Genomic DNA, 20,877 nt, shown 5'->3' with positions numbered 1-20,877 from the left:
TTTCCGCGGACGCCGGTTCCGGAACCGGGCCGCCGCGGCAGGACGGCGACGCATATCGCTCGTGACCGCGATGAGGCCCGGTTTCAGAATGCGCGGCACACTCAGGTGCGCGGAACGGGGCGGTCGTCGGGGCCGGGGGCGGCGCGGTCGGTGAACGACGGGAGCAGCGGGGCGAGGGCGTAGCGGCCGGTGTCGCCCGGCAGGACCTGCACCGACCGCACACCCGGCCCGCCCGCGACGGCGCGCAGGGCCTCGCCCGTGCCCCGCACCACGACCCCGACCACGGCGGGCCGGCCGGCCCGCAGCCGCGACGCCGACACCCGCGCGATCGCCTCGCCGCGGGCGCCGGGCGCCACGAGGTCCGGGACGGCGAGCGCGGCGAGTTCCCCCGCCGCGGCCACGCCCTCGGCGCTCTGGCCGGTGGGGACGGTCACCGTCGGCGTCTGCACCCCGGGGATCGGCACCCGCAGCAGCACCCGCCCGACGCGGTCGAGCCCGTCGACGCCGCCGAGCCGCGGCCACACCTCGTCGGCGCGCCACTCCGCGACCGGCGAGATCAGTGCCCACCGCCGTTCGCCGGCGGGCGCGGCGGCGAGGGACTTCGCCGCGGCGTCGCGGTAGACCCGCACCGACTGGCCCGCCTCCGGGCCGAGCCGGGCGCCGGGCGTGCGCACCGCGGCCCCCGGCGTCGTGGCGCCGAGCCAGTACGCCAGCCCGAGTGCCACGACCAGCAGCGCGACCCACGGCGCCCAGGAGCGCACCCTCACGCCTCGCGCAGCACGTCCAGGGCGTGCTGCAGATCCTCCGGATAGGGCGAGGTGAACTCCACGTACTCCCCCTTCGTGGGGTGGGTGAAGCCCAGCGTGCGGGCGTGCAGCCACTGCCGTTCCAGGCCCAGCCGCTTCGCGAGCACGGGATCGCTGCCGTAGGTCTGATCGCCGCAGCACGGATGGTGCAGCGCCGCGAAATGCACCCGGATCTGGTGCGTGCGACCGGTTTCCAGGTGCACGTCCAGCAGGGACGCCGCCTGGAAGGCCTCGAGCGTGTCGTAGTGCGTGATCGACGGCTTGCCGTCACGGGTGACCGCGAACTTCCAGTCGGAGCTGCGGTGCCGGCCGATGGGCGCGTCGATCGTACCCGACGACGGGTCCGGGTGCCCCTGCACCAGGGCGTGGTACCGCTTGTCGACGGTCCGCTGCTTGAACGCGCGCTTGAGCACCGTGTACGCGCGCTCGGACACCGCGACCGCCATCGCGCCCGACGTACCCACGTCGAGGCGGTGCACGATGCCCTGCCGCTCCGGCGCCCCCGAGGTGCTGATCCGGTACCCGGCCGCGGCGAGGCCGCCGATCACCGTGGGCCCCGTCCAGCCGACGGACGCGTGCGCCGCCACCCCGACGGGCTTGTCCACCACCACGATGTCGTCGTCCGAGTAGAGGATGTCCATGCCCGGCACCGGCTCCGCCACGATCTCCAGCGGGCGCGCCGGCTCGGGCAGCGTCACGTCGAGCAGGGCGCCGGCGCGGAGCTTGTCGGACTTGCCGACGGCGACCCCGTCGAGGGTGACGGCGCCCTCCGCCACGAGATCGGAGACGACCGTGCGGGACAGGCCCAGGACCCGCGCCACCCCGGCGTCCACGCGGAGCCCGTCGAGCCCGTCGGGGACGGGCATGGTGCGCACCTCACGCATCGGCGGCCTCCTCTCGGACCTTCTTCTGGCCGAAGCCCTCGTACGGATCCCTGCCGAGCAGCGTGAGGCCCACCAGGAGCACCGCGGCGCACGAGATCGCGGAATCGGCGGTGTTGAACACCGGGAACCACTCGCCTACCGAGAGGAAATCCACGACGTGGCCGCGGAACACGCCCGGCGAGCGGAACATGCGGTCGGCCAGGTTGCCGAGCGCCCCGCCCAGCACCATCCCCAGGCCGATGCCCCAGGGCAGCGACGTGAGCCGCGAGCCCATCCGGACGATCCAGATCACCACGCCGACGGCGATCAGCGTGAGGATCCACGTCATGCCCGTGGCCATCGAGAACGCCGCACCCGGGTTGCGGATCAGGATGAGGCTGAACGGCCCCAGCACCGGCACCCGGACCCCGTACTCGAGCTCGTTCACCGCGAGGGTCTTCGCCCCGAGGTCGATGAGGAACACCGCGACCGCCACGACGGCGAGAACGATCCGCGGGTTCCGATACCAGCGCGTCGTCGCGGTCGGGCTCGAATCCATGACATCCATCATCCACTACGGTGGCAGGGTGCATGGCAGGCGGTTACGGCTGGTCCCGGTCCTCGCGGCGCTCGGCGTCGCCGTCGCGGCGTGCGGCGACGGCGATTCGGGCGGCGGAGCGGCCTCGTCCTCGGCGGCGCCCCGGATGTCGGCGGCGGCCCCCGCACCGTCGGCCGGATGCGTCCGGAACCCGCCCGTACTCCCGGGCCACGCCGTGACCATCGACGTGCCGCAGGCGAGCATCACCGTCGACGATCCCGGTACCGGGGAGCGGCGGGCACCGGCCATGCGCCCCACCGCGGTGGGGCAGGCGAAGCTGTTCACCAACACGCTCCAGGTGTCGCAGGTGGCGGGCGAGCAGCCGTCGGGCGGCAACCGCGACGTGACGCTGCCGCTCACATCGCAGCCCTCGTGCGCCGACCCGCTGGACGTCTACCTCTTCTTCGACGCGCCGTCGTCGACCGACACCGCGCTGACCACGGCGCTCGAGCCCGAGGCCGGGCAGGTGGGCCGCGTGCGCCTGGCCCCGACCGGCGAGGTCCGCTCGTTCACCATCGCCGCGCCCGCCGGCGTCTCCGCCGAGGCGCAGGGCGCGTTCGAACAGGCTCTGCTGCAGACGTTCCTGCGGCTGGTGCCCGTCCCCGCCGAGCCCGTGGGCACGGGCGCGACCTGGACGGCGACGCGCAAGATCCGCGCGGACAGCAACCTGACGCAGACCATGAAGGTGACGCTCGCCGGCACCCCGGAACGACCGGAGCTGTCCGCCACCGTCGACGAGGAGCCGGACGATTCGCTGTTCCGCGTGCCCGGCAGCGATCGCACCCTGACCATCGAGAGCTTCACTTCGGCGGGCAAGGGCACCGCGACGATCGATCCCGCGCGGGCGTTTCCCGTGGACGGGGGCGTCCAGCTCGAGGGCGGCCGGACCCTGGCGGGCGACGACGCGGCGCGCAAGCTCACCCAGAAGACCGGCAGCATCTACCGGTTCGACCCGAAATAGGCCCCGGGAGCAGGGCGCGGGCCGTCAGTGGCAGGCCGCGGCGTCGCGCCCCACCTGGCGCAGAATGTCGCACGCGTACTCGCGCTGCAGCTTCCACGTGCCGTCGAACACGACCGTCGCGTACGCGGTCTGATTCGTCTCGCCCAGCAACGCCGAGACCGGCGCCTTGGCCAGGCCCGGCTGCTCCAGCACGGGCTTGCCGAGCCGCCACGTGACGTTGGGGTTGTCGGCGCGCACCCGGACCAGTTCGTCGAACAGCGGCGCGTCCGCCTCGGTGGCGCCCTGCACCAGGACGATCTTGTCGCCCGCGGGGACACCGGGATCCACGGCGCGCGCCAGCATCGCCTCCAGCTGGGCCGCGGACGGCGCGCGGTCCGGGGTGGTCGACGGCGCCTCCGTGGCCTGCGCGGCCGAGGCCGCACCCGGCGAACTCGGCGGGGCCTTCGACTCGTCCTGCCCGCACGCGCCGACAGTGAGGCCCGCGAGCACGACGAGCGTCGCCGCCCAGGTCCTCCCGACCATCGTTTCCTTCACCTTCCCCGGGGCCGTTCCATCGCGGCCCCCACTATGCCAAATCGTGTCGCCTCTCTCGTGAACGCGGGGTTTGACGTGCGACACATCGGAGGCGATGCTGCTCACATGCCTGAAGTGATCGTGCTCGCGACCGGTGGCACCATCGCCAGCCGCCAGGACCCGTCCGGCGCGGCGGTCGCCTCGGACACCGGCGCCGACCTGGTCGCCTCGCTGCCCGACATCCCGTCCGACGTGACCGTGACGGTCCACGACGTGGTGTCCTCGGACTCGTCCGCGCTCACCCTCGAGCAGCTCGACGCGATCCGGGCGGCGGTCGACTCCGCGCTGCAGTCGCCCGGCGTCGCGGGCGTCGTCGTGACGCACGGCACGGACACGATGGAGGAGACCGCGCTCCTCGTCGACCTGTCGCACGGCGACCCGCGCCCCGTCGTGTTCACCGGGGCGCAGCACGCCGCGGACTCGCCCCGCGCCGACGGCCCGGCCAACCTCGCCGCGGCGATCACCGCGGCCGCCTCACCCGCCCACCGCGGGCTGGGCGTCCTGCTCTCGTTCTCCGGAACGCTGCAGACGGTCCGCGGCCTGGCCAAGGTCTCCACCGTGGCGCCCCAGCCGTTCGCCGGCGGGATCCCCGTGGCCGAGCTCGGCGGAACCGCGCCGCACCGGTTGCTCACCAAGAACGTGCCCGTGGCGGACGTGCGGGTCGACATCGTCGCCTCCTACCCGGGGGCCGACGGTGCCCTCGTCGACGCCGCCGTCGCGGCCGGGGCCCGCGGCATCGTGCTCGCCGGCACGGGCGGGGGCAACACGACGGTGGCGCTCGCCACCGCGCTGCGCCGCGCCATCGAGGCGGGGGTCACCGTGGTGGTGTCCACCCGCATCGCGGCCGGCGAGGTGGACGCGACCTACGGTGGCGGGGGCGGCGCGGCGGACCTGGTGGCCGCGGGCGCCGTCGTGTCCCGGCGGCTGCGACCCGGCCAGGCGCGGATCGTGCTGCTCACCCTGCTCGCCGCCGGCGTCGGCCCGCGGTGGATCGCGGCGTACCTCGGTCGCTGACCGCCGGATCCGATCGCCCGCAGTGCGGCGATGGACGCCCGCGCCCGCGGCGCCCACCCCGGCGCCGGCGTTAGCGTTGAGGCATGCCCGAGGAATCGCGCCACATCAGCACCGTCGTCCCCCGCAGCCCCGCGGAGGTGTACGCCTTCGCCCGCGATCCGCAGAACCTGGTGCGCTGGGCCGCGGGCCTCGCCACCGGTGTGCGCGAGGACGGCGACGATCTCATCACCGACTCGCCCATGGGCGAGGTGCGGGTCCGGTTCGCGCCCGACAACGCGTTCGGCGTGCTCGACCACGATGTGCGGCTGCCCGACGGGACCGTCGTGAACAACCCGTTCCGCGTGCTCGCGCACCCCGACGGCGCGGAGGTGCTGTTCACCGTCCGCCGCCTCGGGGCGAGCGAAGAGGACTTCGACCGGGACTGCGCCGCAGTGCGATCCGACCTGGAGCGGCTCCGCGACCTGCTGACGTAGTCCACCCGAACCGACGCGACGCGCCCTCAGACGCCCCGCGCGCATTCGAACATATATTTGATTTTCGTATTGCGATCGCATCGAGAGGCTCGTAGAATGGGGGTGTCGAGATGGGGTCCGGATGTACGAGAGCACTTGCACAGCAAGGGATTATCTCGACGCACTCACGTCCTTCGAACACGCAGCGGAACGGCTTGCTCAGGCCGACCCCGTGATGCTGGATTCCGCGACGGTCCTCGACTCCCTCGACCGGCTCGAGGCCGCGGCACGGAGGGTGCCGTACACGCAACACTTCCTGACGCAGGTGGCGGTGGAGCAGGGCGTGCCGGCGCAGCTCGGCTATACCGGCATCAAGGAACTACTGGTGCAGCGGCTGCGGCTGTCCGGTGCGGAGGCTCGCGATCGCGTGCACGGCGCGCGTGACCGGGTTCCCCAGCACACGCACGGGTGGCCTCCCGACCCGCGCTACGCACTCGTGGCCGCCGCGCAGCGCGAGGGGGCGATCTCGGAACGGCACGCCGCCGCGATCGAGCGGGGGTTCGCCGGCTGCCGCAAGAAGATCACCCCCGATGACGCCGAGGTGCTCGAGGACATCCTGGTCACAGCTGCGAGATCCGTGACACCCGAGGACATCACGCTCATCGGGAAGAAGGCGATCGAGCACATCGATCCCGACGGCACCGAGCCGAAGCCGGACGTGATCGCGCAGGCCCGGGCGCTCGACGTGGGCCACCAGGACGACGACCTCATGACGGAGTTCGACGGTGCCCTCTCCCCCGAAGGGCGCGCGCTGCTCGACGTGGTGCTGGAGAAGCTCGCACGGCCCGGCGTCAACAATCCCGACGATTCCGATGCTCCCGTGGACCTCGCCGATCCGGAGGCGGTGCGCGCCGCCGCGAAACGCGATACGCGGACCACGGCGCAGCGCAACCACGACGCGCTCGTGACCGCGCTGCGGATGGCGGTCGCCTCAGGCGGACTCGGGCAGCACCGCGGGCTTCCCTGCGTGCCGATCATCACCCTCGGGATCGACCAGCTCGAATCCGAGACCGGCATCGCCACCACCGCCACGGGCGGGCGGATGCCCGTCGCGGACGCCCTGCGGATGATGGGCGCGAACCCGAAGTACGTCCTCGTGCTCGACCTCGCGTCGCGGCCGCTGTTCCTCGGACGCGAGAAGCGGCTCGCGAGCGCTGACCAGCGGATCGCCCTCTACGGCGCCGAACAAGGTTGCACCGCACCGGGTTGCGATGCGCCGGCCACCCGGTGCCAGGTGCACCACATCACGGAGTGGGCCGACGGCGGGCCGACCGACATCGCCTGCCTCACGCTGGCGTGCGACGCCCACCACGGCAGGGTCACGCCCGATACCAGTGACTTCCCGAGGGGTTGGGAGACCATCACCGTCCGGGACGGCGAGTACGCGGGCCGCACCGGGTGGCGCCGCACGGCGGATCCGTCCGGTGAGTACCACGTGAATCACACGCACCACACGGACGAGCTGTACCGGCGGGCGCTCGAACGATGGCGCCTCCGCCAACGAGATTTCCGGAACCTCTGGCGCGCAGAAGCACTCCGCGTCCAGTACGAACAGTTCGTCGGCCCGATCGACGACGACATCCGCTCGATCCTCGACGGGCCCAACGGCCCGCCGATCCTCGAATCCCATCTCGCCGAGCACGATGCGGACGACGCGTGGCGTGGCGACGAGTCGGCCGGGCTCGCGGCGTGAGCGAGACGCGGGCTCAGTCGTCGTCGTCCTCGTCCGATCGCAGGTGCTCGGTGGGCCAGTCGAGGGAGTCGAGCGGGTCCGCCTCGCGGAGGTCGGGATCGTCGAACCGGAAGCTGCGCATCCGGCCGGGCCCGGACGCGCGGGTCTCGAACCGCACGCTGAGCACCCCGTGCCCCGCGCCCTGCACCCAGCCGTGCCCGAACTCCGGGTGCCGCACGTCCATACCGGTGCGCCAGCCCACCGCGGACGCGGGCGCCGCATCCGCAACCCGGTCGGCGTCGGCGCCCGCGGTGACGGCGTCGGCGACGACCGGCGCGGCCGGCTCCTCGTCGCCGAAGAGCGTGAACTGCTCCACGCTGCTCAGCCCGGAGAATCCGACGCCCACCAGGCGCAGTCCGCCGATCTCCACCGGGTCCAGGGCGAGCCGCTGCGCCGTGGCGGTGAGCACGGCGGCGTCCGTGGTGGCCGACGGCAGCGTCGCGGACCGGGTCAGGATCGACATGTCGGATCGCTTGAGCTTGAGCACGACGGTGCGCGCACCGCGCCCGTCCTTCCGCAGCCGCCGCACCGCGTGCTCGGCACTGCGGTCGATCTCGCGGCGCAGCGCGTTCATCGTGGTCACGTCGGTCTCCAGGGTGTGCTCCGCGCTGATCGACTTCGCCTCGCCGTTCACCGCCACCGGCCGGTCGTCCTCGCCGCGCGCGAGCCGGTGCAGCGCCGGCCCCAGCGTGACGCCGAGCACCGACACCACCTCCACCTCGCTCATCGCGGCGAACTGGCCGATCGTCTCGATCCCCAAGCGGGACAGCCGCTCCCCCGCCACCGGACCGATCCCCCACAGTTTCCGCACCGGCAGGGGGTACAGCAGCGCCTCCTGCTCGGCGGGCGGGATCACGGACACCCCGTCGGGCTTCGCGAGCCCCGACGCGATCTTGGCGGCCTGCTTCCCCGCCCCGGCCCCGACGGACGCCACCAACCCGGTGGCCGCCCTGATCCGCGCCCGCAGCTCCTCGGCGAACGCCACGACTTCCGCCGCCGGCGCACCGGCCAGCTCCGCGGGTTCGCCGAATGCCTCGTCGAACGACAGGGTCTCGACGACGGGGATCAGCTCCCGCACCGTCGCGAACACGCGCCGGCTGACGGTGCCGTACAGGGCGCCGCGCGGCGGCAGCACCACCGCGGGCGCGCCGACCAACCGGCGCGCCTGGTGCATCGGCATCGCGGACCGGGCACCGTACACCCGGGCCTCGTACGAGCACCCGGCCACCACGCCGCGGCCGCCGAGCCCGCCCACCAGCACGGGACGCCCGCGGAGGGTGGGGCGGGTCAGCTGCTCGCAGGACGCGAAGAACGCGTCCATGTCGAAGTGCAGGACCCAGCGGGCGCCGGCGTCCGGCCGGCCGTCAGACCCGGGTGAGCCGGCCTCGAACACCATCGCCCAGCTCCACCCCGTCGGGAACGGCGGCGAACTCCAGCGACGTGGCCAGCACCTCGCCCGCGATTAGGTCCCTGTGCGCCTCGGCGGCCGCCCGGTGCTCGCCCGGCACGTCGAGGACCAGCGCGATCCGGTCGCTCACGTCGAGCCCCGCGGACCGTCGGGCCTCCTGCAGCTCGCGGATGCGGTCCTTGGCCCAGCCCTCGGCCTCGAGCTCGGCGTCGACCGCCAGATCGAGCACCACGAGCCCGGCTCCGTCGGACAGCTCCGCGGTGGACTCCGGCGATTTCGCGACCAGGCGGCGCGTGTACTCGCCCTCCTCCAGCGCGATGCCGGCGGCGACCACGGTCCCGTCGGCCTCGGTGTAATCGCCGGCCTTCACGGCCTTGATCACGGTCTGCACGTCCTTGCCCAGGCGCGGGCCCGCCGCGCGGGCGTTGACGGCGATCTCGACCTTCCCGTACTGATCCGCATCGGAGGAGAGCCGCACGTCGCGCACGTTCACCTCGTCGGCGATGATCGACGCGAAGGGCGCCAGCTTCTCCGCGTCCGGGCCGGCCACGGTGAGCGAGTGCAGCGGCAGCCGCACCCGCAGCTTGTTCGCCTTACGCACCGAGGACGCCACCGAGCACGCGTCGCGCACCTCGTCCATCGCCGCCACCAGCGCGGGATCGGCGGGCAGCTCGGTCTCGGTGGGCCAATCGGTGAGGTGCACCGACTCGCCCCCCGTGAGCCCCCGCCACATGGCCTCGGTGGCCATCGGCAGCAGCGGCGCCGCCAGCCGGCAGGTGGTCTCCAGCACCGTGTACAGGGTGTCGAACGCGGCCCCGTTCCCGGCGGCGTCCTGTCCCTCCCAGAACCGCGACCGCGACCGGCGCACGTACCAGTTGGTCAGCGCGTCGACGAACAGCCGCAGCTCCTCGCAGGCGTCGGCGATGTCGCAGGTGTCCAGCGCCTCCGTCATCTTCTCGCGCGTCTGCGCGAGCTTGGCGAGGATGTACCGGTCCAGCACGTCCTCGGAGTCCGTGCGCCAGGTGGCCGGCTGCTCCGCGTACAGCTGCAGGAACGAGTACGCGTTCCACAGCGGCAGCAGCGTCTGCCGCACGCCGTCGCGGATGCCCTGCTCGGTGACCACGAGGTTGCCGCCGCGCAGGATCGGCGAGGCCATGAGGAACCAGCGCATCGCGTCGGAGCCGTCGCGGTTGAAGACCTCGTTGACGTCCGGGTAGTTCCGCTTCGACTTCGACATCTTCAGCCCGTCGTGGCCCAGCACGATGCCGTGCGCCGCCACCGTGCGGAAGGCGTTCGAATCGAACAGGGCGGTGGCCAGCACGTGCAGGTTGTAGAACCAGCCGCGGGTCTGCCCGTTGTACTCGACGATGAAATCGCCCGGGAAGTGCGTGTCGAACCAGTCCCGGTTCTCGAACGGGTAGTGCACCTGCGCGAACGGCATCGAGCCGGACTCGAACCAGCAGTCGAGCACTTCCGGCACGCGGCGCATCGTCGAGTTCCCGGTCGGGTCGTCCGGATTCGGCCGGGTCAGCTCGTCGATGTACGGACGGTGCAGGTTGGTCGGGCGCACGCCGAAGTCGCGCTCCAGCTCGTCCAGCGAGCCGTACACGTCCACACGCGGGTACTGCGGGTCGTCGGAGACCCACACCGGGATCGGCGCGCCCCAGTACCGGTTGCGACTGATGTTCCAGTCCTTGGCGCCCTCGAGCCACTTGCCGAACTGGCCGTCCTTGATGTGCGCGGGGCTCCAGGTGATGTTCCGGTTGAGCTCCAGCATCCGCGGCACGATCCTGGTGACCTCGACGAACCACGAGGGCACCGCCATGTAGATCAGCGGCTGGCCCGAGCGCCACGAGTGCGGGTAGCTGTGCTCGATGGTCTCGTGCCGCAGCAGGCGCCCCTTGGCCTTGAGGTCCTTGGAGATCACCGGGTTCGCGTCGAACACCTGCATGCCCTCGTACGGCGGCACGGCGGCGGTGAACCTGCCGCCCGGGTCCAGTGGCTGCACCACCTCGATGCCGTACTTCCCCGTCGCCAGCTCCATGTCCTCCTCACCGAAGGCCGGCGCGAGGTGCACCACGCCGGTGCCGGATTCGGTGGTCACGTAGTCCGCGAGGAGCGTGACGTGGGCCTTGGGGTGGCCGGCGAAGAAGTCGAACGGCGGCTCGTAGGCGGCGAACTCCAGCTCGCGACCCGTGTAGCGCCCCTTGACCTCCGGCGACTCGCCCAGCTCGCGCGCGTACTGGCCCAATCGCGCCTCGGCGAGCAGGTAGTCCTTCCCGTCCAGGCCGGTCACGTGCACGTAATCCAGGTCCGGGTGCACGGCGATCGCGAGGTTGGACGGCAGCGTCCACGGCGTGGTGGTCCAGATCAGCGCCTCGACCCCGTCGAGCGCCTCCAGGGCGGTGCCCTCGGTGCGCAACGGCATCCCGACGGTGACCGCCGGGTCCTGGCGCATCTTGTAGGCGTCGTCGAGCTTGGACTCCTGGTTCGACAGCGGCGTCTGCTCGTACCAGGAGTACGGCAGCACGCGGTAGCCCTGGTACACCAGGCCCTTGTCGTGGAGCGTCTTGAACGCCCACATGACGGACTCCATGAAGTCCAGGTCGAGCGTCTTGTAGTCGTTGTCGAAGTCCACCCAGCGGGCCTGGCGGGTGACGTACTGGCGCCACTCCTCGGTGTAGCGGAGCACCGAGGTGCGGCAGTAGTCGTTGAACTTCTCCACGCCCATGGTCTCGATCTCGGACTTGTCCGTGATCCCCAGCTGGCGCTCGGCCTCGAGCTCGGCGGGCAGGCCGTGGGTGTCCCAGCCGAACCGGCGGTCCACCTTCTTGCCGCGCATCGTCTGGTAGCGCGGCACCAGGTCCTTGACGTATCCGGTCAGGAGGTGGCCGTAGTGCGGGAGCCCGTTGGCGAACGGCGGGCCGTCGTAGAAGACGTACTCGTCGCTGTGTTCGCGGTTCGCGATCGACTTCCGGAAGGTGTCGTTCTCGGCCCAGTAGGCGAGCACGCGCTCCTCCAGGTCCGGGAACGACGGTGCGCCGCCGCGGGCGGGGGCGCCCTCGTCGCGTGTCATGTCGACCTGGGGATACGGGCGGTTCTCGCTCACGTCTGCAGTCTCCTCGTGCCGTGTACTACCAGCACGGGGACGACGCCCGGCCGTCGGCCGGTCACCGCGGTACCACCCCGCTTGCGCGGTTCCGTGCGGAACCGCGCCTCTTGACAGGGCTGTGACGGGCCCGCCCGTCCGGTTCTAGTGAGGCTGACGCCCGTTCTTCCGGATGCTCCCCGGTGATGGCCGGATCATCGCTCGCATAAGGATAACGCTATTTCTTATCCGGATCTTCCGGAGGCTCCCACTCGGAGCCCCACGCCCGCTCGATCTCGATCTGCGGGATCTGATCCGTCATGTCCGGGTCGTAGCGGCCCGGGAAGATGAGTCCGGTCGAGCGGTCGTCGCCCGCGGGCTGATCGGTGTCGGCGGCCGACTCGTGCGACCAGTCCTGTCCGGGCGCCTGCCCGGGGTCCCGGTCCGCGTCGCCGTGGTGGCCGAACTCCTCGTGACCGACGGTGCCGGCCTCCCGCGCGGCGTCCGCGTCGCCCTCGTCGCCGCGCCGGCTCCCCGCCGCGGCAGCGCCGCCCGCGAGGGCGGCTCCGCCCGTGAGTCCCGCGAGTCCGGCGGAGGCGTTCCCCGACGGCTTCCCGCCGCCCTCATCGGGCTCGTCCGCCGTTTTCCCGGCGGGCCGGTCCTCGGGGGCCTCCCCGCCGTCCGCCGTGGCTCCGCCGGGCGTCCAGGGCTTCTCCGCCGCGCGCTTGGCCTCGCGGCCGGCGAGCTTGGAATCGCGATCCCCGCGGCGGTAGGTGAGCACGTCGCCGAGCAGCAGGGCGACGCCGATCACCGACACCACGACACAGGCGATGGCGAGCCAGAGGTTCGCCGTCATCAGGGCGACGATCAGCAGGACGAACCCGATGACCGTCGCCCCCAGTGCGGCCAACAGCAACATCTGTTATCCGCCTCTACCGGTGACCCGGCGGCCTACTTGTACTGCTGGTTGCCGCCGCCGGTCGCATTGCCGGGGTCGTTGAAATCGCCACCGCGTCCCTGGCCGTGATCGACCGGGGCGGCGCTGCGCAGCGACTGCAGCTCCTCGAGCTGTCCCTCGAGGTAGGTCTTCAGGCGGGTGCGGTACTCGCGCTCGTACGTCTTGAGCTGCTCGATCCGCCCCTCCAGCACCGTGCGCTGCTGGTTGATGGTGGTCATGATCTCGGTGTGCTTCTGCTCGGCGTCGGCCTGCATGGCGTCCGAACGCTCCTGCGACTGGCGCAGCTGGTTCTCCGAGCGGGTCTGCGCGTCGGCCAGCAGCGCGTCGGAGCGCTGGCGGGCGTCGGCGAGCATCGACTCGGACTGCTGGCGCGCCTCGGTGACCATGGCCTCCGACTTGGCGCGGGCGTCCGAGACCAGCTTCTCGGCCTCGGAGCGCGAGTTGTTGGTGAGCCGGTCGGCCGTGTCCTGCGCGAGCGCCAGGACACGGGCGGCGCGCATGTTGGCCTCCTCGGTCGTGGCGGCGGCCGTTGCCGCGGCGGGCTGCTCGGACACCGCGGGCGCGTTCGGCGTCGGCGACGCGAACGCGACCGTGTTACCGGCGGACGGCTGCTGCGAGCCCGAGTCCGAGCCCGCACCCGAGCGGGCGTCGCCCAGCTCGCGCTCCAACTCGGCGTTGCGCTGCTGCAGATCGTTGTTCTCGTCGATGAGCCGAGCGAGCTCGGTCTCGACCAGATCGAGGAACTGATCCACCTCGTCCTCGTTGTAGCCGCGCTTTCCGATAGGCGGCTTACTGAACGCCACGTTGCGCACGTCGGCGGGTGTCAGCTTCATAGGTCGTTTCCCCTCACTTCGGCTGCTCGACAGATCCCAAGTCACTCGGGCCAACACTGTAACTGGTGCACATCCTGTCACACCAGACCCGTTTGTTCCTCATCCCCCGAGAATCACGGGATGATTTGACCGTTTCAATATCGACGTTCACGGCGTTCCGCCTACATCGCGAGCCGGACGACGATCTGCTGCGCGACGATGATGATCAGGAACAACACCAGTACTGCAAGGTCCAATCGGACAGGGCCGAGCGTCACCGGCGGAATCAGTCGCCGGAGCAACTTGATGGGCGGATCCGTGACGGTGAACACCGCCTCGAGCAGGATCGCGACGATCCCCTTCGGGAACCACTCCCGGGCGAAGGACTTCACCATCTCGATGACGATCCGCACCAGGAGCAGGAACCAGAAGATCGAGAGGAGTATGTAGACGGTCTGCCAGATCAGTTGCACGGAACCAGTCTGCCCGAATCCGCTAGCGGTTGTAGAAACCGGTCTCCGCGATCCGCGCCCGGTCCTCGGCCGTGACGTCCACGTCGGCGGTCGCCAGCATGAACACCTTGGTGGTGATCCGGTCGAACGAACCGTGCAGCGCGAAGGTCAGGCCCGCCGCGAAGTCGACGAGACGCTTGGCGTCGGCGTTGTCCATCGCGGTCAGGTCCATGATCACCGGGATGCCCTCGCGGAACCGCTCACCGATCGTGCGTGCCTCCTCGTACGAGGTGGGACGCAGGGTGGTGATGCGCGACATCGGGTTCTCCTGGCTCAGCACGTCGGCACGGGTGTCCATCGCGAGCGCACCGCGGGTGGACGGGGCGGCGCCGCGGGGGGCGTCGCGCAGCGGCTCGAGGCGGGGCAGCCGGGCGGCCTCGGCGCGGGCCGGCTCGCGGTAGCCGTAACCGTCGTCGTACGACGGGCGGCCGTAGCCGGCGTCCGCGAAACCGGGCTCGTAGTCGTACTCGTCTGCGAGGCGCCCGTCGTACGCGTAGCCGCGCTCGCCGCGGTAATCGGCGCGGTAGTCGTCGAATTCGTCGTCCAGGCTGCGGCGGCCACGGGGCTCCGGAGTCTGCTCGTCGATGTAGCGATCGTCGTACGCGTCCAGCGGAACCATGCCGAAGTACGCCTTGACCTTGTGCAGAGTGCTCATCGTTGCCCTTCCTTGGCGCCTGCATGGGCTGGTGTGACGGTTGTGACTGTCGTTATGGAAGTGAGGTTAGTGGGCGCCGCCCCAGAATCCCGGTTCCGACACGCACGCACGTGGATCCGAATTTCACCGCGACCTCCAGGTCGCCGGACATTCCGGCAGAAAAGACACCCGCCCCCGGATGCCTCTCCAGCACCCCCGCGCGGATCTCCGCGAGCTCGGCGAACGCCGCCTCGGGATCGGCCTCCAGCGGGGGCACCCCCATCACGCCGCGCAGCGCGAGCGACGGTGCCTCCGCGACGGTTTCGCACAGCTCGTCGAGGTCGGCGCGCGGCACTCCCCCGCGCGCCGGATCGCCGTCGAGGCTGATCTGCACCAGGACCGGCAGCGGACCGTCGCGCAGTCCCCCGTCGAGGGCGGCCGCCGCGCCGCGCTCCAGGGCGTCGGCCAGGCGCGGGCTGTCGACCGAGTGCACCATCGCCGCCCAGCGGGCCACGGACTTCGCCTTGTTGCGCTGGATGTGCCCCAGCATGTGGAAGCGGGCGTCCGCCAGTTCCGCCGCCTTGGCGGCCGCCTCCTGTTCGCGGTTCTCGCCGAACTCGGTGCAGCCCAACGCCTGCAACAGCGCCACGTCGGAGGCGGGGAAGAACTTGGTCACGGGCAGCAGGGAGACCTCGCCGGGGTCGCGGCCCGCGGCCTCGCACGCGGCGGCGAGCTTCGCGCGGGTGGATGCGAGGCCCGCCGCCAGCTCGTCGCTGCGGGTCATGACGCGCTCGGCTCCTCGCCCTCGTCGATCCAGATCACCGACGCCAGCCGCCCGGTGGGCGCGCCCCGGCGGTGCGAGAACAGGGTGGGATCGCTGATGGTGCACCGCGGGTCCTCCGCGACCGCGGCGACGCCGAGATCCTGGAGCTGACGCCGGATCCCGGCGCGCAGGTCCACACCGTCGGTGCCCTTCTCGGTGCGGCACCGGCTGCCCGGCAGGTGCTCCTCGACGTCGGCCGCCATGGCGGCCGGCACCTCGTACTTGGCGCCGCTCGCGGCGGGGCCGAGGAAGGCGCCGATCCGCTCCGGCTTCGCGCCCAGGCCGATCATCGCCTCGATCGTCTTCGGCACGATGCCGATCCGGGCGCCCACGCGGCCGGCGTGCACCGCGGCGAGGACGCCCGCCTCGTCGTCGGAGAGCAGGATCGGCACGCAGTCCGCGGTGAGCACGGCGAGCGCGAGCCCCGGGACGTTCGTCACCAGCGCGTCGGTCGCCTCCACGGGCTCGGCCCGCGGACCGTCGACCACGGTGACGTTCCGGCTGTGGATCTGCTCCATCCACACCACATGTCCTGGGGCCACGCCGATCTCGCGCTCCAGGCGCAACCGGTTGGCCGCGACGGCGGCGGGATCGTCGCCGACGTGGTCGCCCAGGTTGAAGGTGTCGTAGGGGGCCTTCGACGCGCCGCCGGCCCGGGTCGTGGTGACCCGCCGGACGCGCGCCGCGTTCGCGGTTGCGCTCATACCGTCGAGCCTACCGGCGCGCGCCGGCCGCGGACGTCAGCGACGGTTCTGCAGGAACGACGGGACGTCGAGGTCGAAATCGTCGTCGCCACGCGGCTGCTCGCGGACCGACGGGCGGGCCGGGAACGGATCGTCGGTGCGCGGCGGCTGCGCGAACACGTTGCTGCGCTGCGCGGGCTCGGCCGGCTGCTCCGGCTCCTGCGCGTGCTGCCCGATGGTCCGTGCAGCGACGGGGCGACGCGCGGGCGAACCACCGTCGAAGCCCGCGGCGATCACGGTGATCCGGACCTCGTCGCCGAGGTTGTCGTCGATCACGGTGCCGAAGATGATGTTCGCGTCCTCGTGCGAGGCGCCCTGCACCAGCGAGGCGGCCTCGTTGATCTCGAACAGGCCGAGGTCGCTGCCGCCGGCGATCGACATCAGCACGCCGTGCGCCCCCTCCATGGAGGTCTCCAGCAGCGGCGAGTTCACCGCCGCCTCGGCGGCCTTGAGCGCGCGCCCCTCGCCGCGCGAGCTGCCGATGCCCATGAGGGCGCTGCCCGCACCGGACATGACGCTCTTGACGTCGGCGAAGTCGACGTTGATCAGGCCCGGGGTGGTGATGAGGTCCGTGATGCCCTGGACACCGTTGAGGAGCACCTCGTCGGCGCTCTTGAAGGCGTCGAGCGCGGAGACGCTCACATCGCCCAGCTGCAGCAGCCGGTCGTTCGGGATCACGATCAGCGTGTCGCAGGACTCGCGGAGCGACGTGATGCCCTGCTCGGCCTGCTTGCCGCGGCGGGCGCCCTCGAACGTGAACGGCCGGGTCACCACACCGACGGTGAGCGCGCCCAGCTTGCGGGCGATGCTCGCGACGACGGGCGCGCCGCCGGTACCGGTGCCGCCGCCCTCGCCCGCGGTGACGAAGACCATGTCGGCTCCCTTGAGGAGCTCCTCGATCTCGTCCTTCGCGTCCTCGGCGGCCTTGCGGCCCACCTCGGGATCGGCGCCGGCGCCGAGGCCCCGGGTGGAGTCGCGGCCCACGTCGAGCTTGACGTCGGCGTCGCTCATGATGAGCGCCTGGGCGTCGGTGTTGATCGCGATGAATTCGACGCCCTTGAGGCCCTGCTCGATCATCCGGTTCACGGCGTTCACGCCGCCACCGCCGATGCCGACGACCTTGATTACGGCGAGGTAGTTATGCGCGGCGGTCATGTTTCGCCTTCCTGGGATGCTCTCGGTTACTACTTGCGGAAAACCCTCAACCTCAACAACAGGCTTAAAGTTATGTCAAGTAGTGGGTCTGGAAACCAAGGTAGAGGGCCGTGCGGTCCGCGCCGCGCAACCGCGTGGGCGTGTCGGGGAAAAAGCTCGCGATCGCACCGTCGCGCCCGTCACAGCACGCTCGCGCGCCGCGTCCCGGCGTCCGTGCAGACCCCCGCACGGGCACCGCCGCGACGGCGCGCACGCCGCCGGCCGCGCGTCACCGGGTGGTGGGGATGTCCGGGTTGATCACGGTGAACTCCCGGCCCGGCCGGGTCATCACCATCCGCAGCGCGGCGGCCTTCGCCTCGGCCTTCGAATCGTCGCCCCAGTACACGACTCGCTTGTCCCGCAACACGAATCGCACGTTCGCGGGTGAATCCGCACCGATCTCCACGACCTGTCCGCGGACGTCCTGCGGCAGCGACTTCAGCACCGCGATCGCCGCCCGGGTGTTCGGATCGTCGGCCGTCGGATCGTCGGTGGTGAGCTTCGGGGTGAGGATCGGAGGCTCCTTCACCTTGATGAAGGGGACGCCCTTCGCGTCGATCAGCGTGACCCCGTCGCGGTCCGCGAACGCCACCGCCTCGCGCTCGGTGACGGACACGACGAGTGTCGACGGATACTTGACGGTGACGGTCGCGCTGTCGATCCACGGGCTCACCGCCGTGACCGCCGACGCGTACCGACCGCGCTCCCCGGGAGTGATCTGCAGCAGGGGCCGGCCCTTGAGCGGCTCCACCACCTCGGTGACCTTGTCCGCCGGCGCGTTCGCCGCGCCCGAGACGGACACGTCGCGCGCCGCGAGCAGCGGCGAGAAGTACGCCACCGCGCCCAGCGCCACCACGACCGACACCGCCAGCACGATGAGCAGCAGCCGCCGCAACCCCGGCACCCGCCTGCGCGTCGCCGTCGAAGTCACGCGCCCGCCCTGCTGCCGCGCTGCGCGAGCGCCGACAGGATCGCCGATCCCTGCATGGTCACATCGCCCGCGCCCATGGTGATCACCACGTCGCCGGGGCGGGACAGCTCGGTCACGACGCCGGCCAGATCGGCCTGCCGGGGCACGTACCGCACCGGGGCCGTCACCTTCTCCGCGATCCGCTCCCCAGTGACGCCGGGCAGCGGCGCCTCGCGGGCGCCGTACACGTCCAACACCACGACCTGGTCCGCGAGGCTCAGCGCCTCCGCGAACTCCGCCGCGAACTGCTCGGTGCGCGAGTACAGGTGCGGCTGGAACGCCACGATCACCCGGCCGGGGATGACCTGCTTGGCCACCATCTCGGACGCCGCGGTGAGCACCGCCCGGACCTCGGTCGGGTGGTGCGCGTAATCGTCGAACACCCGGACGCCGTCCTCGGTGCCGCGGTACTGGAACCGCCGGGAGACGCCGCCGAAGGCCTCGATCCCCTCGATCACCGTGCGAGTCGGGTACCCGAGCCCGACGACCGCGATCGTCGCGGCGATCGCGTTGAGCGCCATGTGTTTCCCGGGCACCGAGAGCAGCAGCGAGCGCTCGGTGATCTCGCGGTTCTCGTCGGAGAAACGCACCTTGAGCAGGCCGCCCTCGGCGCGGGCCCGGTACTCGAGCATCTCCGCGATGAGCGTCACGTCCGGCGCCAGGTGCCGGTGCGTCCCCTCGCCGTAGCCGAACACGCGCACGTCGCGCGCCCGCAGCGCCGCGTGGGTGCGCTGCGCCAGCGCCGCGGACCCGGGATCGTCGAGGCACACCACGAGGGCGCCGCCGGGCCGGATCCGCTCGGCGAACGCGTCGAAGACCGCGACGTACTTCTCCTCCGAGCCGAAGAAGTCGAGGTGGTCGGCCTCCACGTTGGTGACCACCACCACGTCGGGCGTGTACTGCAGCAGCGAGCCGTCGGACTCGTCGGCCTCGGCGACGAACACGTCGCCGGTGCCGTGGAAGGCGTTGGTGCCGGACTCGTTCAGCTCGCCGCCCACCGCGAACGACGGGTTCGCGCCGCAGTGCTGCAGGCCCACCACCGCCATCGACGTGGTCGAGGTCTTGCCGTGGGTGCCGCTCACCAGCAGGGTGCGGTAGCCGTCCATGAGATCGGCGAGCACCTCGGGGCGCAGGATCACCGGGATGCCGCGGCGCTGCGCCTCGACCAGCTCGGGATTGTCCTTGGGGATGGCGGCGTGCGTCGTGACCACCACCGTCGGGCCGCCGGGCAGCAGGTCGAGCGCCTCGGGGCTGTGCCCCACCTGGACCTGCGCGCCGCGCGCCCGGAGCGCGATCACGCCGCGCGACTCCTTGGCGTCGGATCCGGACACCTGGCCGCCGCGGGCCAGGAGGATCCGCGCGATGCCGGACATGCCGGCACCGCCGATGCCCACCATGTGCACCCGTTCGAGCCGCTCGGGAAGCTCGCTCACCGGTTCCGTCCCTTCTCCGCCAACGCCAGCGCCGCCGCCGCGACGGTACCCGCCGCGTCGCGGTGCCCCGTACCGGCCGCGGCCGCGCCCATCCGGCGCAGCCGGTCTGCGTCCCCCGCCAGCGGGATCACGGTCTCGCGCACGAACTCCGGCGTGAACGCCGCATCGTCCACCAGCAGGCCGCCGTCGGCCGCCACCACCGGCTGCGCGTTGAGCGCCTGCTCGCCGTTGCCGTGCGGCAGCGGCACGTACACCGCGGGCAGCCCGACGGCGGCGACCTCGGCCACCGTCATCGCCCCGGACCGGCACACCGCGAGATCGGCCGCCGCGTAGGCCAGGTCCATCCGGGTCAGGTACGGCACGGCGACGTAGCCGGGCACGTCGACGGTCACCTCGTTCTTGGGCCCGTAGGCGTGCAGCACGCCGATGCCGGCCGCGGCGAACTCCCGGGCCGCGCCCACGACACCGTCGTTGAGGCGGACGGCGCCCTGGCTGCCGCCGAACACCAACACGACGGGGCCGTCGGCCGGCAGCCCGAAGTGGGCCCGCGCCTCGGCGCGCAGCGCCGCCCGGTCGAGACCGGTGATGCTGCCGCGCACGGGGATCCCGACGACCTCGGCCTGCACACCCGAGCCGGGCACGGCGGCGAACACCGTGGTGGCCAGCCTGGCGCCCACCTTGTTGGCGATGCCTGCGCTCGCGTTCGCCTCGTGGATCACGACGGGGATCCGCAGGCTGCGGGCCGCGAGATAGGCCGGCAGCGCCACGTAGCCGCCGAAGCCGACCACGACATCGGCCCCGGCGTCCTTGAGCACGGCCCGCGTGCGGCGGACGGCGGAGGCGAGCCGGAACGGCAGGCGTGCGAGGTCGCCGCCGGGCTTCCGCGGCAGCGGCACCGGGGGGATCATCGCGAGCGGGTAGCCGCGTTCGGGCACCAGGCGGCCCTCCAGGCCCTTGGGCGTACCGAGGGCCGTGACGCGGGCGTCGGGTACCTGTGCCCGGACCGCGTCGGCCACCGCGAGTGCCGGCTCGATGTGCCCCGCCGTACCGCCGCCGGCCACCACCACTGAGACCGGGTTCACCGTGTTGCTCCGTTCTTCGACCGCGTGCGCATCGCGGTCGATCATCTCACTGTCTCATCTGCGCCACGGCTGCGGCGCACTGCGGCCCTGGCGGTGCGGGCCGGACTGGCCGCGCGGTCCGCCGGACTGCGGCGCGCGCCGCGGTGCCGGCCGGGGCCGGC

General features: G+C 72.0%; 20 protein-coding genes. 4 read left to right on the top strand and 16 right to left on the bottom strand.

All coding sequences use genetic code 11. The annotated features are described in order from the left end of the window. Window positions 1-101 precede the first annotated feature (101 nt). Genes BN39_RS20270 through lspA form a run of 3 tightly spaced genes read right to left on the bottom strand, consistent with a single transcriptional unit; the run spans window position 102 to window position 2,228 of the window. Window positions 102-767 (bottom strand): hypothetical protein, encoded by a 666-nt coding sequence (locus tag BN39_RS20270; protein WP_019204278.1) that lies wholly within the window; start codon window positions 765-767, stop codon window positions 102-104. Beyond that, entirely contained in the window at window positions 764-1,690 is a 927-nt protein-coding gene (locus tag BN39_RS20265) for an RluA family pseudouridine synthase (RefSeq protein WP_019204277.1), read from the bottom strand. The genes BN39_RS20270 and BN39_RS20265 overlap by 4 nt, the downstream gene beginning before the upstream one ends. Continuing rightward, on the bottom strand, window positions 1,683-2,228 hold the full coding sequence (lspA, locus tag BN39_RS20260) for a signal peptidase II (protein WP_019204276.1): 546 nt from the start codon (window positions 2,226-2,228) through the stop codon (window positions 1,683-1,685). The genes BN39_RS20265 and lspA overlap by 8 nt, the downstream gene beginning before the upstream one ends. Window positions 2,229-2,256: 28 nt before the next feature. Between lspA and BN39_RS20255 the strand changes: the two genes are divergently transcribed. Beyond that, on the top strand, window positions 2,257-3,228 hold the full coding sequence (locus BN39_RS20255; RefSeq protein ID WP_148281545.1) for a hypothetical protein: 972 nt from the start codon (window positions 2,257-2,259) through the stop codon (window positions 3,226-3,228). Between the two features lie 24 nt (window positions 3,229-3,252). On the opposite strand, the gene BN39_RS20250 is transcribed toward BN39_RS20255, so the two are convergent. Beyond that, a complete protein-coding gene (locus BN39_RS20250) occupies window positions 3,253-3,750 on the bottom strand; it encodes a hypothetical protein (protein WP_019204274.1) in 498 nt (165 codons plus the stop codon). Window positions 3,751-3,867: 117 nt separating this feature from the next. Between BN39_RS20250 and BN39_RS20245 the strand changes: the two genes are divergently transcribed. From BN39_RS20245 to BN39_RS20235, 3 genes are all read left to right on the top strand, one after another. Next, the gene (locus BN39_RS20245) at window positions 3,868-4,815 is read left to right on the top strand and encodes an asparaginase (RefSeq protein WP_040768760.1); all 948 of its coding nucleotides are present in this window, start codon (window positions 3,868-3,870) and stop codon (window positions 4,813-4,815) included. A gap of 83 nt (window positions 4,816-4,898) precedes the next feature. Then, a complete protein-coding gene (locus BN39_RS20240; protein ID WP_019204272.1) occupies window positions 4,899-5,288 on the top strand; it encodes a polyketide cyclase in 390 nt (129 codons plus the stop codon). A 214-nt stretch (window positions 5,289-5,502) separates the two neighbouring features. Beyond that, complete coding sequence (locus BN39_RS20235; RefSeq protein ID WP_237741751.1) at window positions 5,503-7,020, top strand: HNH endonuclease signature motif containing protein; 1,518 nt, start codon at window positions 5,503-5,505, stop codon at window positions 7,018-7,020. A gap of 13 nt (window positions 7,021-7,033) precedes the next feature. Here BN39_RS20235 and BN39_RS20230 read toward each other — a convergent pair whose 3' ends face one another. From BN39_RS20230 to murG, 12 genes are all read right to left on the bottom strand, one after another. Beyond that, window positions 7,034-8,455: a DNA polymerase IV gene (locus tag BN39_RS20230; RefSeq protein WP_019204270.1), complete on the bottom strand. Its 1,422-nt coding sequence runs from the start codon at window positions 8,453-8,455 to the stop codon at window positions 7,034-7,036. Further along, window positions 8,424-11,543, bottom strand: a complete 3,120-nt coding sequence (gene ileS, locus BN39_RS20225; RefSeq protein WP_086010342.1) for an isoleucine--tRNA ligase — start codon at window positions 11,541-11,543, stop codon at window positions 8,424-8,426. The genes BN39_RS20230 and ileS overlap by 32 nt, the downstream gene beginning before the upstream one ends. A gap of 250 nt (window positions 11,544-11,793) precedes the next feature. Further along, window positions 11,794-12,474: a hypothetical protein gene (locus BN39_RS20220; protein WP_040768758.1), complete on the bottom strand. Its 681-nt coding sequence runs from the start codon at window positions 12,472-12,474 to the stop codon at window positions 11,794-11,796. A 32-nt stretch (window positions 12,475-12,506) separates the two neighbouring features. Then, window positions 12,507-13,346 carry a DivIVA domain-containing protein gene (locus BN39_RS20215; protein ID WP_019204268.1) on the bottom strand — a complete coding sequence of 280 codons (840 nt, stop codon included), beginning with the start codon at window positions 13,344-13,346 and terminating at the stop codon, window positions 12,507-12,509. A 161-nt stretch (window positions 13,347-13,507) separates the two neighbouring features. Continuing rightward, window positions 13,508-13,798: a YggT family protein gene (locus BN39_RS20210; RefSeq protein WP_019204267.1), complete on the bottom strand. Its 291-nt coding sequence runs from the start codon at window positions 13,796-13,798 to the stop codon at window positions 13,508-13,510. 22 nt (window positions 13,799-13,820) lie between these two features. Continuing rightward, the gene (locus BN39_RS20205; RefSeq protein WP_019204266.1) at window positions 13,821-14,492 is read right to left on the bottom strand and encodes a cell division protein SepF; all 672 of its coding nucleotides are present in this window, start codon (window positions 14,490-14,492) and stop codon (window positions 13,821-13,823) included. 52 nt (window positions 14,493-14,544) lie between these two features. Continuing rightward, window positions 14,545-15,255, bottom strand: a complete 711-nt coding sequence (locus BN39_RS20200) for a YggS family pyridoxal phosphate-dependent enzyme (RefSeq protein ID WP_019204265.1) — start codon at window positions 15,253-15,255, stop codon at window positions 14,545-14,547. After that, complete coding sequence (gene pgeF / locus BN39_RS20195) at window positions 15,252-15,998, bottom strand: peptidoglycan editing factor PgeF (protein WP_019204264.1); 747 nt, start codon at window positions 15,996-15,998, stop codon at window positions 15,252-15,254. The genes BN39_RS20200 and pgeF overlap by 4 nt, the downstream gene beginning before the upstream one ends. 36 nt (window positions 15,999-16,034) lie before the next feature. Continuing rightward, window positions 16,035-17,192, bottom strand: a complete 1,158-nt coding sequence (gene ftsZ, locus BN39_RS20190; protein WP_019204263.1) for a cell division protein FtsZ — start codon at window positions 17,190-17,192, stop codon at window positions 16,035-16,037. Between the two features lie 268 nt (window positions 17,193-17,460). Continuing rightward, window positions 17,461-18,162 (bottom strand): cell division protein FtsQ/DivIB, encoded by a 702-nt coding sequence (locus BN39_RS20185; RefSeq protein WP_159103266.1) that lies wholly within the window; start codon window positions 18,160-18,162, stop codon window positions 17,461-17,463. Further along, on the bottom strand, window positions 18,159-19,598 hold the full coding sequence (gene murC, locus BN39_RS20180) for a UDP-N-acetylmuramate--L-alanine ligase (protein ID WP_237741750.1): 1,440 nt from the start codon (window positions 19,596-19,598) through the stop codon (window positions 18,159-18,161). Before murC ends, BN39_RS20185 begins: the two co-directional genes overlap by 4 nt. A 32-nt stretch (window positions 19,599-19,630) precedes the next feature. Then, a complete protein-coding gene (gene murG, locus BN39_RS20175; protein ID WP_019204260.1) occupies window positions 19,631-20,761 on the bottom strand; it encodes an undecaprenyldiphospho-muramoylpentapeptide beta-N-acetylglucosaminyltransferase in 1,131 nt (376 codons plus the stop codon). Window positions 20,762-20,877 lie beyond the last annotated feature (116 nt).

The organism is Tsukamurella sp. 1534 (genome assembly GCF_000312385.1).
In the GTDB taxonomy this organism is placed as follows: Bacteria; Actinomycetota; Actinomycetes; order Mycobacteriales; family Mycobacteriaceae; genus Tsukamurella.
The sequence above is the reverse complement of the archived record's forward strand: the minus strand, read 5'-3'. Positions and strand labels throughout refer to the sequence as shown.